The organism is Novosphingobium barchaimii LL02, assembly GCF_001046635.1.
GTDB classification, from domain to species: domain Bacteria; phylum Pseudomonadota; class Alphaproteobacteria; order Sphingomonadales; family Sphingomonadaceae; genus Novosphingobium; species Novosphingobium barchaimii.
Genome location: NZ_KQ130458.1, coordinates 224,384 through 241,614, shown reverse-complemented (window position 1 = coordinate 241,614; position 17,231 = coordinate 224,384). Strand labels below are relative to the sequence as shown.

Here is a 17,231-nt window from a genome sequence, read left to right as displayed (position 1 = left end):
TGAGACTTGGAAATCCAAGGCTCAGGGCGAAGCCTAGAGCCCGGTCCGGCATCGCCGGAGCCGCCCGTTCAGCTCTTCACGGTTCGCCGGAAATTGCCGAGAACAGAGCAAAGCTTCTGACTTTTCCGTTTCAGATCGGTGAGACGTTCTTCCGCCTCGGCTTGTTCGAAAAGCAGCACCAGGCGTTCAGCCTGCTGCCCGCGGATCGAGACATGTCGCAAGATCACGATCCATTTTCCGGTTCGCTCGAGCGCGATCTTGGCCTGACCATGGGCAAGAAACGACCGTAGGCCCTCGAGTGTGCGGAGATCCGAAAGGGCCTTGGCGGCCGCCTTGCCTTCTTGAGCGAAAGCGCCTTCTGCCTCGATAAGTTTGCTGAGGTCATCGAACCGCTGACCGATCAAATGCCGCAGCCGTACTGCCTCCCCTCGACCCGGAATCGCCTTGAGAAGGAGCAGCGTTTCGGTGACGGCCGCTTCAGCCGCCGAGAAATGCTGCAAACACGCGCCGCGCCACGCGTTCACATCTTGGATCGCCTGGTTCCACAAGGGATCATCGTTGGCAATTTCGATTGGCGCACCTTCATCCATGCCAAATGCCTAGCGCTGCTGCCTTTATTTTCGTTGAATCAATGACACGCCCTCCATGGCAAAGCCGGGAGCCGTAGGCTCCCGGAGGAGCCATCAGGCGAATGGATCATATTCGGCCACCAAGGCAACGCTGCCGTCCGCATCCTCCGCGGTGATGACCCCATATTGCTGCCCTATCGCGATGACGAAGGTGACCACCATGAGGCTGCGCGAGAGGCTGAAGGCGTGACGACGAGCGGTTGCGATGTCGGTGAACATGTCGGGGCTCCTTTGCGCGCCGGCGGGTCCGTCCCGCTCGACTGGCGCCCGATGTGTCCGGCCGGCGGCCACGATCATTTTTTTGGCGCAGCCCAAAAAGCCGTAGCGCAGCGACCGGACCCCTTGCGGGTTGATCGCAATAGGCCGCTGGTCGGACCAAGGATTGCGCCTGATTAAGAGCGGGTGGCCCCGCCGGCCAGGCCCCCATGATCCCGCCGACTTTTGCCCAGGCGGTCACGCCCGCCCCGCCGGTCCGACGATGGCATACCCATGACAAGCGCGCGCCGCTGGGCTAGCGTCGCCGCGATGCTGTTCGCACTCCTGCTTGCCGCCACCGTCATTCCCGATGGTCAGGTTTTCGCCTGCACACCGACGCGCGTCTGGGATGGAGATGGACCGATCTGGTGCCGTGAAGGCATGCATGTCCGTCTCGCCGGAATTGCGGCCCGCGAGATGGACGGGAGTTGCCGGCCAGGTCAGCCCTGCCCCGAGGCGAGCGCTCTGGCCGCCCGTGACGCTCTTGTTAATCTGCTCGGCGGCGCTCAGGGGCGCACCAGCACGGGCCACATTCTGGTCGATGGCCCCACCATGCGCTGCCTTTCAACTGGCAATGCGCGTGGCAACAGGACCGGCGCCTGGTGCGCGGCGCCCTCTTTCGGCGATCTGAGCTGCGCCATGATCCGCACAGGCACCGTGCTGCGCTGGGACCGCTATGCCCACGGGCGATGCCGATCCCGCTGATCCGCCTGCCTCCTTTCCGGCCTGAGCAGGAATGGAGGCCCGGCGGCGATGCCGCCGGGCCTAATGGGACCGATTTCAGAATGGGATTTCATCATCCTCGGGCTCGTGGCCGCCGCCAGCATTGTCGTTCGCCTTGGCGCGGGTGAGGAAGGTCACCTCATCGGCGATGATCTCGACGCCGTAGCGCTCGATATTCTCGTTGTCGGTCCAGCGGGTGTAGTGAATGCGGCCACGGACCATGACCTTCATGCCTTTGTCGACATACTGCTCGACCGTCTTGCCGACCCCGTTGAAGCAGGTGATCCGGTGCCATTCGGTATCCTCGAGCCGGCGGTTGTTGTCGTCGCGGAGGATCTTGCCGTTGCTATCGCGCTTCGGACGCGAGGTGGCGAGGCTGAAATGCGTGATGCGGGTGCCGCCCTGGGTGGTGCGGGCTTCGGGCGTGGCGCCGACATTGCCGGCGAGGATGACGAGATTCTGCATGGCTGGAGTTCCTTCGAACTGGGTCCAAGGGACCGTCCCTTCGACTGATCCCCGGCCAAGGCGGACAGGACGGATCATCCACCGGCAGGCGCAGCGCCGGGAAACCCCGAGACAAGGGGTGGTGCGGGCAGCCGTGGTACACGGCAACTCGGCCCGAAGGATCGCGGGTTGGATGGGCCGGACGGCCGACTTAGGGGTCAGATGAGGAGAAGGACGGCTCGTCGCTTGGGCGTGCCAGGAACCCCTCATGGTAATCACAGGTATCCTCGACCTATAGGGCCACGCCGGTCCAATGCCTTGGCGAACCTCAAGCTCGACTTTGCCCCGCCTGTCGCCCAAGCCGCGCGGCGAAACGGACCATGTCCCGCGCCGCCGTCCGGCGGAACCCAAACCATGGCATGCTCATGCTAGGGGACGGGCAAGAAGGCGCAGTTACGGCGTCGGCATCGGCAGGCTCAGTCCGGCCGCCACGGCATCGAGGAGCGAGCCCATCGCGCGCAGCACGGCCGCGAAATCGCAAACATATCCATCCGCCACCAGCGCGTCGATGCGATGCGCAGCATAGGCGGCACCGAGGCTTGCAAGCAAATCGACGAGAACACAGCCCGGGGACGGGAGGCCAAGCCGCCGCGCTTCGTCGAAGGCGGCGATGAGGTCGTGACGAATATCACGCGCGACCTCATCGTGCGACCAGCCCCGGCTCATAAGATAGGCTTTGAGCCCCAGCTCGCAGGATATCGCCAGCAGGTGCAGCGCCGGGGCAAGGGCAACGGTAGCTCCAAAGCGTGCTCCTTCGTGAAACTCGCGCGCGCGATCAAGGAAGATCGAGGCCGTTTGCCGATCGCCGGGCTCCGCCAATCTCTCGATCGCGCGCCAGCGGCGTGGCGATAGCCGGCGAAGCCATGCTGGGCCGGCCTGGTTGCGCAACTGGCGCAGGCACGCGCCATCGGCCTCTTCGACGTCGCGGCCGGTCGACCACAAGAATAGCAGCTTCGCTTTCCAGCGGCGGCCATGCGCCGAGCGAAAGGCAAGGAGCGCGCGCGCCGTGGGGTGATCGGGCATGAACATGATGCAAACCTCCGGGAAACGGGACGCACCCGCCCTGCCCTCCTCCCCTCCGGAATTCGCAGCATTTCGAAACGGGGAAAGCCGGCCGCCGAAGCGGCCGGCGCGGCGGATCAGCCGCAGGGTCGCGACGCTGGCGGTGTGCCAAGCGGTCCGCGGCGATCGACTACGTGGATGCCGCGCGCCTTGGCCTCGATCACCAACCTTTCGGTGACACCATTGCCTTGAAAGGCGATGACGTAGCGCGGCTTGACCGATAGCATCTGCTCATTGCGGCGGAACCCGGCGCGATCGCCGAGCTTGCGATCGAGCCCGAACCGCAGCTGCTGGATACCGTTCTGCTCGGCCCAAGACGCGGCCAGGCGCTCAATGCCTTTCATGTCACCGCCATGGACGAGATACATGTCGCCCACCCGCTCGCGGACGGCATTGAGCGTTCGCAGCAGGTTATCCGCGAACTGCTTGGCGTCGTCGTCGCTGGCGAAACGCAGCCGCCCGCCGGCGAAGATCACGGGCGTGCCATGGACCATATTGGCATCGCGCACCCGTTCTCGCCGCGCCTGGAGATAGGACCGGCCATCGACGATCGCCGCGGTCGTGCCGAGCGAAATGCGGTTGCCCGACGCCGGCACCCAGGAACGGCCCGTCTCGTGGAGATAATGGCGGGCCGCCGTGTCGCGCATGGTCTCATAGGCCTCGGCGGACTGCTCGATCTTGCGGGCGAGATCGATCTTGTCCTCAAGGTCGGCGGTCGCGACTTCCGAGCCATCCTGCTCGGCGAGCAGAAGCCGAATCTCGTCCGTCAGCCGGTCGATCATCTGGTGCTTCTTGGCGGCGGCGCGGTGGAAGAGATTGACCAGGCCCCAGCCCAGATCTTCGATGTCGCGCTCGAGCGCACTAAAGGGAAAAAGCGCGAAAAGATCGCTCCAGACAGCGCTGACAGTTTGTTCCATGGCTTCGGCGGGGGGCGGCGCCTCTAGGGTGCGCAGGTCGCCAGTGTGATCAAGATGACCGAGTTCGAGGGCGGAGAGTAACGCCGAGAGAGTGCTGGTCATGAGCTTTGCCTTTCGTTCCACTTGGGGCCGGCGGCCCATCCGCCGGATGCGCAGCCTCCGGGCCATCGAAGGAAGCGGCGGCAGCACCGCCGGGCAACGCCCAAGGGAAACCCGGGACAATGCCGGGTGGTGCGGGCAGGCGCGTAAGCGCCAACACGGCCGGATTGGCCCCGGGTTGCGGCCGCCAGCGCGATGGCCCAAGCATGCGCATCCTCTGGCGAAGGGCTGAGGCCTCATGGAATCAGGTAGCGTCGCCTTTCCAGCGATCGCATAAAATCTCAGATATTGAATCTCGTGACATCATGATCGATGCGTCCCGAACAGCAAAGTTTGGGACGCCGCCGTCGTTCGCAGGCTTAGCGGCGAAGCTGGGCTTCTTGCGGAAGCGGACGTCGAGGCGCATCCGGCATTTGGTGCGATCAACGAGCAGACGGACTTGTTGAGCGCAGCAGACACGGCGGCCGAGCAGGACCAGTTGACCGGGCCAGCAAGGCGACTACGGTTTCCCCAGCGGCATAGAATGCACTGCTAAGAGGAAATTAGATGATTGCATTATCGCCGTATGAGCGAAAAGCGTTGATTGCTATAGAGGAATGGAAAAGTCCTGAGCACAGTTTTTTCAGTCGCGCCATGAACTATGTTGATATTCCTTTGGATTTTGTCGGCGACTTAGTTCTCAAAACACCTTGGTTAGGCGATGCTTTTCAGAAATCTGTGAAGGGGGTACTTTCAGTTGCGAACGACACTGCGCAATACACAGTTCGGTCTAGGGCCATCATTGCGGAGTTTAGTGCGGCAGGTCATCAGGTTTCCACCCTACAGGATATTCGGAGCCTCGATCTTGAAGACGTGGACACCATGGTTGGATGGCTCTCTGCAAAGTATAAGGCCCTAGCAGCAGCAGAGGGAGCAGGCACAGGCCTCATGGGTGCGCCTGGGATCGCGATTGATGTCCCCGCGCTGCTGAGTATCAATTTTCGGGCGATTGGCGAGTTTGCGACATACTACGGGTTCGAGATCGGGCGACAAGAGGAGAGAATCTTCGCCCTTGCGATCTTGCATTACGCGGCCTCCCCGAAAGATGCGTCAAAGGGACTGCTGATGGCTGAGATTGCAAAAGTCACAAAGCAGGCAGCATCGAAAAAGACTTGGGAAAAGCTCAACCAAAGTGCCTTGGTAAAAATAGTCGAGGCAATAGCCACCAAGATCGGAATTAAACTAACCAAAGGGAAGCTTGCGCAAAGCATTCCCCTCGTGGGAGCAGGGGTGGGCGGGAGCTTTAATGCTTATTTCACGGCGAAGGTCTGTGACGCGGCCTATTATTATTATAGAGAGCGATTTATCAAAGACAAAGAGCGTCGACAGAAAGAAAGCTCGCCTCAATCTGTCATGCAGTCGGATTCAAACGACGAAATTGAGGATGCGGAATTCACAGAAGTGGAGGTTGAAAATGTGGGCTCAAGCAAAGCAGACTAGTATGCTGGCCCTTGTTCAATCGTTTCGTGGTGCGGCCTAAGAACGCTGTTCATGCAGAAGCCGATCACTGCCCGGTAATCGTTACCTCCTCCAAAATGGCCTGGGTGAGCAGGGGCGAAGATCTGACAAGCTGCTGCAGTTCACGTATCGCACCATCTTCTAGCCCATGCGCATATTCACCGTCTGCCCAAGGACGACCGATGTGACCGGGAGAAGGTACGAAAAAACATATCGCACCACTCTCGTTAGTCAAAATCTGCACACCATAATGTGCGAGCCTTTCCATAAGGAGACGAGCAAGCGTCTTGAGCGTTTCCGCGCTTTGTCCAAAGTTGTTCACGTTCTGTTTACTCGTTGATTCTGCACCAATATCTTCTCCGGTGGATCTGAATAGGCGGCGCGACAATTTTGGACGCAGCAGAATTCTTCCAAGCCGCTGACCTGTGCTCGACATTCCCATGACACACGCGCGAGAGCAAAGCGGACATGCAAACGAAAGGGCGCGCCGAAACCGCCGCGCCCTTCCTTTGCTAGTGCGTTGTGTCAGAAGCCGAAGCTAATGCCACCCCGAACCTGGCCGAGCGTGTTGTGGCCACCGAAGCCATAACCACCAGAGAGGAACAGGTTGACGCGCTTGTTGACCGAAGCATCAACGCCCAGTTCGATCAGGCCGTTACCGTCCGGATCAACACCCTTCAGGCGGAACGCATCGCCGCCGCCCAGATACTGGACCGTGCGGTCGCTGCCGATGTTGCCCTGGAAGCTGTACTGCACCTTGGCATAGGGACGGTAGGCGATGCCATCGGCGTCACCCAGCAGGGCTCCCGCCTTGACACCCAGCACCGGCGAGAAGACCGTCTTCGACGCATCGTCGACACGCAGGCCAATGCCCGCGCCGCCTTCTTCGGTGAAGCCGTTCATCGACCAGCGACGCAGCGCGAGCTTGCCGTAAGGCGTCACAACCAGGCTGCCGCCGGCAGCGAAGTCATAGCCCAGCTCGATGCTCGCATCCACCTGCTTGCCCTTGAAGTCGCCCTTGATGGTGCGAGCCAGCAGGGTCAGGTCACGTTCGACTTCGAACTTCGAGAAGCCGTAGGCGAACTGGAAGCTGCCGTAGAAGGGGCCGAAGCCCTGGGTCGCATAGGCACCGATGGTGTAGGTGCGAACCTGCGCTTCTTCCGGCGAACCCTGAGCGGTCACATCATGCTGGCCGTAGCCAAAGCCGATGCCGAAGGCGCCATTGTCCTGATAGGCAACGTCGATACCGAAGGCACCGCCATAGCTGTTGGTCTTGATCTTCGACGCGCCCGACTTGGTGCCGCCCGTCTTGGCAAAGTTCGCCGAGGGGTTGAACCAGATCTGCGTACCCAACGCCTCGCCATAGCCGCGGCGAGCAGCCAGGCGATTGACGGTGGTGTTGAAGACCGCGTTCTGATCGACAGCGGCAAGCGAACCGTAGATCTCAGCCGAGGAAAGCTCGTTGAAGACCTGCGCCGCCTGTGCGTTGTTCAGGCGCCAATCAAGCCCCGCAGCGATGTTGGCGATGTCCTGAGCATTGGCGATCTCCGTCACCGTCGCAAAGCCGTTGCCGCCAGCGGCGTCGGTCTTCACCCGGGCGATGACATCTGCCAGCGCGCTGTCCAGCCCCACCGCAGCCGACGCCGCATTGGCATTGGTCGCGCCGGTGGCGTAGCTCTTGCGAGTCGCCTCGATCGATACCGTCTTGGCCGTCGCGTCATGCTTCAGGCCGAAGGTGACGAAGGGCGAAGCGAGCGATGAAGCGGCCGTCGCCGTGACATCCCCGGTGCCGGTGTAGGTGAAGAGCGTATAGCCGTCACCCGTCGAATAGAGGCTGTCCTTCGACACCGTCACCGCGACCTTGCCAGCCAGGTTCAGGTTGCCGTCCACCGAGACCGAAGACGGAGTCGAGAAGACGCCGGCATTGGTCGGAGTGGTGAAGTAAGGGACGTTCACACCACCGGTGATGGGGCCCAACACCTCAGGCGAGGAACCGGCATTGTTGACCGACAGGTTGCCGAAACGAACCAGCGAAGGATTGATGCCCACAACCGTCGTGCCGCTGGCGCTCTGGGTGTAGTTGCCCTGCTGATAGACTTCGATGCCCTTGATCGCTTCCGGACCCGGCGTGACGATGCTGTTGCCGACCGACTGGATGAAAGTCGGCGCGCGGCGGCCCAGCACCAGAGTGGCATCATTGTTGATGTTGCCCTTGATGCCGAAGACGGCATCGTCCGAACCCACCACGTCGAGCTGAACTTCGCCCGACTTCACGTTGAAGTTGTTGGCGTCGATCGTCCAGGCCGCTGGGGTTGCGCCGTCCGCCGGGACATATTCCGACCCGGTAACGACGAAGGTGCCGGCGCCCGTCTTGTTCAGTTCGCTGACGCCCAGCACGCGGACGCCGGTCGGGGCGAACAGCCCTTCAGCTTCTTCCGGCAGTTCGGCCACGGGGCTGTAGTTCGCAAGAGCCGGAGCCGTCGGCTTGAACTCGCTCGCGCCCAGGAAGCCGCTGCCGTTCAGGTTGACGGTGGTGTTGGTCAGGTAAGCGCCGCTGTCGTCGCGCTGGGCGTCAATGTCGCCAAGCGTGATCGAGCCGTTGTTGAGGTTGACGGTCGCGTTGATGTCAGCCGTCTTCACCGCAGCCTGGCCGTTCACCGTCAGGTTGAACGCCGCCGGATCGACCAGCGAAGCGTCGAGCGGCACCAGCGGTGACAGCTGCGAGGCGAGAGCCGAGGTGACCTCATCCTGCGAGATGGTGGCACCCGTCACGACGAAGCCGCGCGACACGCCATTCTGGTCGACCGTATAGGTCTGGCTGGCCAGCACCGGATCGACGCTGACGTCGGTGGTGTTGATCGTCGCGTTGACCGTTGCCGCGCCACTGAACTGCGCTTCACCAAGCGTGGTCGTACCGGCGAGAACGCCATTGTTGGTGACCGCGCCGGTGAGGCCGGCGATTTCGACATTACCCAGGGCCACACCGCTGTTGGTGAAGCTGGCATTGCCACCGACCGGCGAAGCATTGACCGTAGCGACGATCGTGCGCGACCCGGCGTCCGTCGGGTTCGTGTCGGTGATCGTGATGCTCGCTTCGGAGTCCAGAGCCGAAACACTGAACAGGTTTCCGCCCGAACCCAGCATGCCGTTGTTGACGAGCGAGGCAGAGGTCAGCCCCTCAACTTCCACGTCGCCAATGGCAGTACCATCGTTGGTGACCGAAGCCGCGCCACCCACGGAGCCGAAGCTGGTCGTGGAGACCTGGCTGGCGGGCGTGAAGCCATTAGCCGCAAAAGTGGTGACGGTCTCTTCCGAGATGCTTTCGCCTAGGCTGCTGGCGAACAGATTGCCACCGCTGCTGAGATCGGCATTGCCGACAACGCTGCCTGCACCAATGGCGATCGAGGCGCCGCTGATGCCCGAAGCGTTCACATCGCCTGCGACGCTCGGCACGCCCTTGCCTTGCAGCGCGGCAGCCGTGTCGACAACAACGCTGGCCGTACCACCCACATCTTCCGAATTCTCGCGGAAGGTTGCAGTGGTCTGAGTGCCGATGCCACCATCGAGCGTGAACTCAGAAACGTTTTCGGTGCTACCGATGGTGGTGCCGGCGAAAGCGTTTACCGAACCGCCTACGGTGCCCGTGATGGTGGCGGCCGCATTGCCGAAGCTCGCACCAACCGTGGCATCGCCATCCACCCGTCCGGCATTGGTGAGCGCCGCGTTGCCTGCATTGGCAGCGGCTGTCGAGCTGGAGAGAGTGGAGCTGACAGCCGTGCCGTCACCCGCAGCGTCCGTGGTGCTGGAGTTGGAAGAGGCGAAGGACTGGTCGCCCGACACGAAGCTGTTGACGAAAACATTCTGTTCAACGGTTGCCGCCGAACCGATCGTCGCGGTGGCGGACGTCACACCGTTGACGCTCACATTCCCGCCGACGAGGCTCGTTCCCTGAAGCGTGACGGAGGCGTCGCCACCAGCCTGGCTCTGCGTGAACTCAAAGCCGCTGTTCGAGCTGGAACCCTGGAACACGCCAGCATCATAATTATCGGTCGTCTCCGAGCTGAACTCGAAACCGCTTGTAAGGCCCTGGCTGGTCGAGGAAACGTTCCCCGAGACCTTGCCACCGTTCAGAGCAACGCTGCTGCCAGCATTACCGAAGGAGGTGACATTACCGTTGCGGCCGGAATCGCCAGGAGCCACCGTGCCGCTGATGTTCACCGTGCTCGTGCCGCCGGTGGCGGCCGTCTGCTGAGTGTTGGAGCTGCTGCTGATGACGGACCCGGTGCCTGCGGCATCGCGCGAGTCGGTGACGACCGAGACGTTTTCGCCAGTGGTCGAGAAGCCCTGGGCGGTCGAAGAGAGATCGCCATAGACCGCTCCGCTCACCGTGGCCGTGCTGTTCCCCCCGGTGAACTGGCTAACGCTGCCGTCATTGCCCGTTCCGAAGTTCAGTGAGCCGTTGATGCCGGCATAGGTCCCGTCGATATCACCGCCGACCGTCTGCTGAGAGAAGCTCGACTGGGTCGTCGTGGTCGTGCCGGAAACCGTGGTGGTCGGGCCCGTCGAAGTGAACACCGTGTCCTGGCTTACCGCATTGGTCTGACCGAGCACCTGACCGTTGTTGGCGATGGTGATCGCGCCCTGATCCGAACCGGCAAAGACATCGCCGCTGATGCGGCCGGTGCTCGCGTTCGCGATGGAGATCGCGCCTTCCGTCGTGACGGCATCAACATCGCCCGCAATATCGCCGTTGTTAACGATACCGACGGTGCCGGTCGAGGCCGAGCCGAACACATCATCGTCGACTGCACCATCATTGGTGATCTGTACCGTGCCCGCGCCGAGACCCTGGCCGTTCAGGCTGTCGACCTGGCCCGCGACGCCGTTGGCGAGCGTAACGCTGCCGAACGCGGAGCCGTTGATGCTGCCGCCAACCAGATTGTTGTTGGTGACGGAAACTGCGCCGCCGAAGTTGGAGGCGCTGATGCCGCCCGCCACTTCGCCGTTGTTGGTCGCCGTGAAGCTGTTGGACGCACTGGCCGCGCCGACGCCGCCGAAGCTCAGGCCGGTCACATTGCCAGCATTGTTGACGATGACCGCGCCATCGCCTTCGCCAGCGGCGAACCCGCCCGCGACGAAATCAAAACCGATATTCGCGCCACTGATGTCCGCGCCGCTCGCGATCGTTACCGTCAGATCGGGATTGGCGGGCGTCGTAATGGCCGTGGCAATGTCGGCGTTAACGGCCGCGCCGGTCCCTGCACCGCTCGGTACGTTCACAGTGGCGGGGGCCGCCAACGCGCCACCGGCGTTTGCGAGCAGTGCCGCCGCCGGTATGGAAGCTGACAACAGCAGCATCCGGTTGAACCTGGAATTCTTATTCATTCAAAACCCCTATTGCCTGCGATTCTGAGGAGGCCCGGTGGTGAACGCCGCGCAGCAGCACTGATCGGACGCAAGCGGCCGAGCACTGATGCTGTTGGGAACGCCCCCCAAACCCCACAGTTGCGCAAATGTGCGCAACATTCGCAAACACCTATTCACTGAAAGCAAACCGCGCAAATCTTTTTTGCGGCGCAATGGCTCATTAAACGACATAATCGGTCGCTTTCTCGCTCGACCCGTTGCGGAAGCGTGTCGTTTTTTGAAAATTTGCGCAAATAAGCACTTGCTTATTTGCGCTATTATTATTTGCGCCGATGCGCCGGAAGCGCATAATGATGCAGGTGCGGCGGGAGGGCGCCCGGATCATCCGGCCGCCGTCGAATGTCGTGCTAAAAAATGCGGGCGCAAACACATGTCTTTTGTCGATGATTGGAATCAGGATAGAGCCCGCCACTTGGTTGGCTGCCTGGTCAAAGAAACCGGGTTTTCAGCAAGCCAGATTGCACGCCGTTCTGGCCTGGCGCCCTCCACCCTAACCCGGATCTATCCTAATCCTACGGTCGGCTACTCGCTATCAGATAGAAGTGTCGCCAAGCTCAAGGCCACATTCCCAGACGCATTTTCCACCTGTGAAACTGGAGCGTTGCCGCTGCCGTCTCCAGCGTCCGAGATAACCGCTAACAGGCCGTTGACGAAGTCGGCGGTGGCTGATTCAGTGCGGCAGTGGGATTGTCTGGCGGGTTAGCGGCGATGGCGATGGGGCGTGATAGCGAGGTCCAGTCCGATTTGATCGTGACGTGGGCGGAGATACCGCGTTCACCGGGGCATGTTTTCTACGACAAGCTCCAGAAGCTGCTGGCCGAGGCGGGCTTCGATGGCTTTGTCGAGAAGACGTGCAAGCCCTATTATGCGCCGCGGATGGGAGCCCCGTCGCTGCCGCCGGGCCGCTATTTCCGCATGCTGCTGATCGGCTATTTCGAGGGCATCGACAGCGAACGCGGGATTGTCTGGCGCTGTTCGGATTCGCTGTCGCTGCGGGAGTTCCTGCGACTGTCGAGCCGCGACAAGGTCCCTGATCATAGCTGGTTGTCGAAGACGCGGAGCCGCCTGCCGCACGAGGTACATGACCAGATCTTCGGCTGGGTACTGGCCCTCGTCGCCGGGCACGATCTGGTGAAAGGCGAGCGGATCGGCGTCGATGGCTCGACCATGGAGGCGAACGCCGCGCTGCGTACCATCGTGCGGCGTGACAATGGCGAGACCTACCGCGAGATGCTGGTGCGCATGGCGCAAGAGAGCGGCATCGACACGCCGACGATCGACGACCTTGTCCGGCTCGATCGCAAACGCAAGGGCAAGAAGCTGTCGAATGCGGACTGGGCGAGCAAGACCGATCCCGACGCGAAGGTCGCGCGGATGAAGAACGGCTCGACGCGTCTGGCCTACAAGCCCGAACACGCGGTCGATCTCGACACGGGTGTTATCGTGGCAGCGCCGATCCACCCGGCCGACAAGGGCGACACGACAACGCTCGACGCCACGCTGGAGACGGCAGCACGCAACCTCGCCGACATTGGCCTGGCGCCGACGTCCGGGGATCCCTGCGATCTTGTGACCGATAAAGGCTATCATTCGCGCGAGCTCCTCAAGGGTCTCGACGGCGACATCTGGAAGACGCGCATCGCCGAGCCGGCACCGCCGAATGGATATCTGCGCTGGCACGGCGACGAGGCTGCCCAGAAGGCCGTCTACGCCAATCGGTCTCGCCTGAAATCCGCCGTCGGACGCAAGGCGATGCGCAAGCGTGGTGAGATGGTCGAGCGTAGCTTTGCCCACGTCCTGGATCGCGGCGGCATGCGCCGCGCGTGGCTGCGCGGGCGCGAGAATGTTCACAAGCGTTATTTGATCCACGTCGCCGGGTTCAATCTTGGCATTCTCATGCGCGCCCTGTTCGGTTGCGGCACTCCGAGGGGCGCCAGGGGCGCATCCAAGGCATTCTTGTTCGTAGTTCAGACCGATGTTGCGCTCGTCATCGCCCTCGTCGCCGAGTTCGACGGAGAAAGGGCCATGCTCCTCATCGTTTTTACCCCTGAAGGCGCTGACAGACCCGGCTGAAAACCGACTTCGTCACCGCGCTGCTAAGGACGATCCCATCATCGCCGGACTGCCGAAGAAACTCATTTCCATCTACGCCGTCAGCCTGCACTTCCCCGAGGAAGGCGACACGGCCTTTGCCGATGAGCTTGAATTCTGGGAAGGAGATCTTTCGCGCCCCGCTGCCTATATGGCAGCACCGTTCGGCTTGGGCGACGCCGAGCGCTACTTCGCAATCTATATCCCTGGCGAAGCCATGGAACCACGTTTCCGCGCTGGCGAACGGGTAATTCTTGATCGCATCAAACCCGCGTCGATCAATGCGGACGTCGTGGTTCAGCTGCGAGAGGATTCAGGTCGCTCACTCTGGACCATCGGTCGGTTGAGTGCACGGAACCGCAGCCTCATTGAGCTGATGCAATATCGCGACCGCGTGACGTCATCGATCCCACACAACAAGATCAAGCAAATTTTCCCGATCATCGGGATGGTCGACGATGACGCATGATCGGCTGAAAGCGATCGACGCGGCGCCTTAACCCGCCTTATTCACCAAAAGTGTCCTGAAGGGTTGGCGGGAGTGGCGTAAGCCTCTGATCTGAATTAGGAACTGGGTGTCTAAGCCGAACCTGCCGCAGGGCAGAAAATGCCACGGGCCACACCCGCCATGAACGATGATATCGCAAGCTCATTTGGATTCCCAGCAGTCGGCCGCAAGAAAATCACAGCTGCGTTCGACGGTGGCCGGCTTACCTCGGATGGCGGTGTTCTACTGCTTGCACAGGCCGAGCGCGCGATGGGGATTTGCCAGCGCCTGGCGGCTTGTATTGCCGATCCGCGCGATCCAGCGCGGGTGATCCATCGCCTGGATGACATTCTGCGTGCCCGTGTGTTCGCGATTGCGTGCGGCTATGAGGATGCCGATGATCTCGATGCTCTGCGCGACGATCCAGGCTTCCGCCTGGCGCTCGGCAAGCTGCCGGAATCGGGCGCGGGGCTGGCCAGCCAACCGACGATGAGCCGGTGGGAAAATGCACCGACTACGCGCGAACTGGCCAGCATGATGGCCGCGATGATCGACATCTACTGCGCCAGCTATCCCGCCCCTCCGACAGCGGTCACGCTGGATATCGACGACACGTGCGACGTCGTGCATGGCTATCAACAGCTCTCGTTCTGGAACGGGCATCATGGGGAGCGCTGCTTCCTACCGATCCATATCTACGACACCGCGACCGGCAGGCCGGTGGCCATGCTGCTGCGCACAGGCAAGACGCCTTCTGGAAAGGAGGCGGCGGGGCACATCCGACGCCTGGTGCGTCACCTGCGCCGTAATTGGCCCGATACCCACATCACTATCCGCGGCGACGGGCACTATGGTCGACCCGAGGTCATGGCCTACTGCGATGCGGCCCGCGTCGATTACGTGTTCGGCCTGCCCACCAATTCAGCGCTGCGCGCCGATCCCGCCATTGTTGCGGTCGCCGATGCCTGCGCGGTCAAGCGCGCCCAGCGTCAGTGTCCCGTCCTGCGCAACTATGCCGAGACCCGCTATGGGGCAAAGACCTGGAAGTGCCAGCGTCGCGTCGTTGCACGGATCGAGGCCAGCACGCTGGGCATGGACATCCGCTATGTCGTCACCTCGTTGGCAACAGGATCGGCCGAGCACATCTACGACACGCTCTACTGCGCGCGTGGTCAGGCCGAGAACCTGATCAAGCGCCACAAGTCCCAGCTCGCCAGCGACCGAACCTCGTGCCGCTCGGCCAATGCCAATCAGATGCGCCTGATACTGCACACTGCCGCATACTGGCTGCTATGGCGCATCCAGCAGGCGATGCCCAGGACCGCTGCTCTGGCAAGCGCGGAGTTTACCACCTTGCGCCTGCGGCTGCTCAAGGTCGCTGCGCGCGTCGTAGAAAGTGCTAGCCGCATCCGCATTGCCTTCGCTTCCGCCTGTCCGGATGCCGACCTGTTCCGCGCCCTCGTTCTCCGGCTGAAGCCTGCGCCGACGTAGCCCATGCGGCAGCGCCGCAGAACTCCGAGCCCAGCCCTTCAACCCGAAAAGCCCATCAATCCGAATGCGGTGAAACAAACGCCAGCGATGCCGGTCGTCCGCGCAATACAGCCAGCCGCAGCAAATGCCCAGAGCGGACCCGAAACCGAGCGTCGTGAATAAGAGAGGTTAAGCATCGGGATGCACGTTAGAGCAGGGGGCCAGATCTCGGATTGTCATCCACGGGTGGTCACGGCGCACATGGCCTTTTCTATTCCGGCCCACTCCTGCTCATGTGTGCCGCCATGATTTTCCATTCCAGGCTTCGTCAAACATCCTTTCGGACTCCTGTAACTGTGGATGGTTCTGGTCGGCTGTTCGAACCAGGATATATTGAAAGCCCAGTATTTGGGGAAAAAATAGAGACTGGAATAGGGCAGATGATCATGGATCCACCATGCAAGCTTTTGCCAATCCCCCTCCTCCTGAAAGGCATCCCAGAAAGACGGAACGACGATACAGGCAGTCGCCCCCATCATGCCATCACGCCTACGATCCCAGATATGGCTGGCGTAATTGCTCTCATTCGAAGCACAGCTGTAGCCGGCTTTGCCAGCCGCTTGCATTTCGGCACCAAACCCATTCACCTCGGCCGACCGGAAAGCTGACCGAATAGCGATCCGGCCAAAATGATCCTGCAGCGGCTCCAGCAGATCCTGACACAAACGGCTGCCTGCCGCTATCGCGAGCTCGGGATCATCTGGAATATTCGCAAATCCATGGATCGATGCGATGTCCGAGAAAAGAAAGTCGCGCATGAAAAACGACTTTGACAGCCTCTCCCTCCCGAACTCGCTCAGGCTCGCGACAGTAACTGGCTTTTTCATAAAACCCCCTTTGCAATTTAACTGCCAGTCTAGACCGACATTTTCGGTCGCAAGACCCAGATCGATCAAATGAGGCAGCTTGCGCAATATAACGTAACCTCGCAATAGCACACACTCCTCAAGTCAACCGGATGCTATGCGACCCCAATTCACCAATAAGGAAATTGCCCAACGCGTTTTTGCTCGAGCCGCTTGGGTTATGCATCAGTCATGGGAAGAAAACTGGCGGCATTCACGCCTGTTGGATGAACCATTAATCCCCAATCACATCATAATGGTCGGTCGCTCACGGGCAGCAGCAGAACATCGTGAACATGTTGTGCCATTAGCACTTATTCGAGACCAGTGCGAAAAGATGTTTTCTCTTGGAGCGAATGTAGCTGCCGTCGCGAAATTGTTGGAACGGCATCTAAAAATAGTGATGATCTCCAGGGCTGAACGCCTGCGGCTCGACTTCGATCTTGGACTTAAGGTGAGCATGCCCAAAGGTTGGTCTTTTGACGACGAGAATGCGGACCCCTTTGCGAGATTGAAGGCTGCCGGGATCGAATGGGATCAGATCGAATCGAACGTCGCCTGAGGCTTACAGCAGCCCTACAACGCGCTGGTCCTTGGCAGCTGGGATGGCGCTTGCTCCGACTTCCCCATTGCTCAGGGCTCACCAAGCCTCGTGCAATCTCCTGACAGGATCACAAAGCACATCTTATAGACATTTTCAGAAATCAGCTTATATTTCGGACATCGGATAGTCCGGAGGAAGAAAGGAGATCACAGTGGCGCAAGCCTTGGCTAAGACCGCTCCTGCAAGGAGGCCGGATCTCTCCGGCTCTGGCCTCCGGACATTCTCGAACATCGCCGAGCGCTGGTCGCTAAGCGAACAACAGCAGATGAAGATTCTCGGCGTTGAAAGCCGCTCCACCCTTCACAGTTGGAAGTCGAAGGCGAAAGCGCGCCAACAGATCAAGCTCGGCCGCGATACGCTTGAGCGGATCAGCTACGTTCTGGGCATCTACAAGGCTATCAATATTCTTCTGCCGATCGCCGAGCGGGCTGACCGCTGGATGCACGCGCCCAACGACGCTCCCATCTTCGGCGGCAAAAGCGCACTCGATCGGCTGACGTCCGGCAATGTGTCGGACCTCTTCATTGTCCGCCAGTATCTCGACGCAGAACGGGGCTAGGC

At 61.1% G+C, this 17,231-nt stretch carries 16 protein-coding genes; 8 read left to right on the top strand and 8 right to left on the bottom strand.

Features of this window, described 5'->3' with window-relative positions:
- Positions 1-68: 68 nt before the first annotated feature.
- Both V474_RS21740 and V474_RS21735 read right to left on the bottom strand, forming a co-directional pair.
- Entirely contained in the window at positions 69-590 is a 522-nt protein-coding gene (locus V474_RS21740) for a hypothetical protein (RefSeq protein WP_007682675.1), read from the bottom strand.
- Between the two features lie 93 nt (positions 591-683).
- A complete protein-coding gene (locus tag V474_RS21735; protein ID WP_007682673.1) occupies positions 684-848 on the bottom strand; it encodes a hypothetical protein in 165 nt (54 codons plus the stop codon).
- A 306-nt stretch (positions 849-1,154) separates the two neighbouring features.
- Here V474_RS21735 and V474_RS21730 point away from each other — a divergent pair, with 306 nt between their 5' ends.
- Positions 1,155-1,589: a thermonuclease family protein gene (locus V474_RS21730; RefSeq protein WP_037508858.1), complete on the top strand. Its 435-nt coding sequence runs from the start codon at positions 1,155-1,157 to the stop codon at positions 1,587-1,589.
- Positions 1,590-1,664: 75 nt separating this feature from the next.
- Here V474_RS21730 and V474_RS21725 read toward each other — a convergent pair whose 3' ends face one another.
- The 3 genes from V474_RS21725 to V474_RS21715 form a co-directional block, all read right to left on the bottom strand.
- Positions 1,665-2,072, bottom strand: coding sequence for a single-stranded DNA-binding protein (locus V474_RS21725; protein WP_007682669.1), 408 nt, complete (start codon positions 2,070-2,072; stop codon positions 1,665-1,667).
- A gap of 432 nt (positions 2,073-2,504) precedes the next feature.
- Positions 2,505-3,140 (bottom strand): hypothetical protein, encoded by a 636-nt coding sequence (locus V474_RS21720; RefSeq protein WP_007682667.1) that lies wholly within the window; start codon positions 3,138-3,140, stop codon positions 2,505-2,507.
- Between the two features lie 110 nt (positions 3,141-3,250).
- Positions 3,251-4,192, bottom strand: coding sequence for a DUF2493 domain-containing protein (locus tag V474_RS21715; RefSeq protein ID WP_059153322.1), 942 nt, complete (start codon positions 4,190-4,192; stop codon positions 3,251-3,253).
- Positions 4,193-4,735: 543 nt separating this feature from the next.
- Here V474_RS21715 and V474_RS21710 point away from each other — a divergent pair.
- The gene (locus V474_RS21710) at positions 4,736-5,668 is read left to right on the top strand and encodes an EcsC family protein (RefSeq protein ID WP_059153321.1); all 933 of its coding nucleotides are present in this window, start codon (positions 4,736-4,738) and stop codon (positions 5,666-5,668) included.
- A 64-nt stretch (positions 5,669-5,732) separates the two neighbouring features.
- Here the strand turns inward: V474_RS21710 and V474_RS25860 are convergent, their stop codons facing one another.
- Together V474_RS25860 and V474_RS21705 are read right to left on the bottom strand one after the other, a co-directional pair.
- Complete coding sequence (locus V474_RS25860; RefSeq protein ID WP_148649504.1) at positions 5,733-6,128, bottom strand: hypothetical protein; 396 nt, start codon at positions 6,126-6,128, stop codon at positions 5,733-5,735.
- 83 nt (positions 6,129-6,211) lie between these two features.
- Complete coding sequence (locus tag V474_RS21705) at positions 6,212-11,071, bottom strand: autotransporter domain-containing protein (protein ID WP_059153320.1); 4,860 nt, start codon at positions 11,069-11,071, stop codon at positions 6,212-6,214.
- Between the two features lie 130 nt (positions 11,072-11,201).
- On the opposite strand from V474_RS21705, the gene V474_RS25855 reads away from it, so the two are divergent.
- The 4 genes from V474_RS25855 to V474_RS21690 all read left to right on the top strand — a co-directional run bounded on the left by V474_RS25855 (position 11,202) and on the right by V474_RS21690 (position 15,182).
- The gene (locus tag V474_RS25855; protein WP_169795122.1) at positions 11,202-11,816 is read left to right on the top strand and encodes a helix-turn-helix domain-containing protein; all 615 of its coding nucleotides are present in this window, start codon (positions 11,202-11,204) and stop codon (positions 11,814-11,816) included.
- Between the two features lie 5 nt (positions 11,817-11,821).
- Positions 11,822-13,186, top strand: coding sequence for a transposase (locus tag V474_RS21700; protein ID WP_013039168.1), 1,365 nt, complete (start codon positions 11,822-11,824; stop codon positions 13,184-13,186).
- Positions 13,089-13,673 carry a hypothetical protein gene (locus tag V474_RS25850; protein WP_148649502.1) on the top strand — a complete coding sequence of 195 codons (585 nt, stop codon included), beginning with the start codon at positions 13,089-13,091 and terminating at the stop codon, positions 13,671-13,673. The genes V474_RS21700 and V474_RS25850 overlap by 98 nt, the downstream gene beginning before the upstream one ends.
- A gap of 159 nt (positions 13,674-13,832) precedes the next feature.
- Positions 13,833-15,182: an IS1380-like element ISSp1 family transposase gene (locus V474_RS21690; protein WP_013039775.1), complete on the top strand. Its 1,350-nt coding sequence runs from the start codon at positions 13,833-13,835 to the stop codon at positions 15,180-15,182.
- A gap of 215 nt (positions 15,183-15,397) precedes the next feature.
- Here V474_RS21690 and V474_RS21685 read toward each other — a convergent pair whose 3' ends face one another.
- The gene (locus V474_RS21685; protein WP_236711383.1) at positions 15,398-16,135 is read right to left on the bottom strand and encodes a hypothetical protein; all 738 of its coding nucleotides are present in this window, start codon (positions 16,133-16,135) and stop codon (positions 15,398-15,400) included.
- Positions 16,136-16,247: 112 nt separating this feature from the next.
- On the opposite strand from V474_RS21685, the gene V474_RS25840 reads away from it, so the two are divergent.
- Both V474_RS25840 and V474_RS21680 read left to right on the top strand, forming a co-directional pair.
- Positions 16,248-16,628, top strand: coding sequence for a hypothetical protein (locus tag V474_RS25840; RefSeq protein WP_236711382.1), 381 nt, complete (start codon positions 16,248-16,250; stop codon positions 16,626-16,628).
- Positions 16,629-16,833: 205 nt separating this feature from the next.
- Positions 16,834-17,229 carry an MbcA/ParS/Xre antitoxin family protein gene (locus tag V474_RS21680; RefSeq protein ID WP_148649506.1) on the top strand — a complete coding sequence of 132 codons (396 nt, stop codon included), beginning with the start codon at positions 16,834-16,836 and terminating at the stop codon, positions 17,227-17,229.
- The last annotated feature ends 2 nt before the right edge of the window (positions 17,230-17,231 follow it).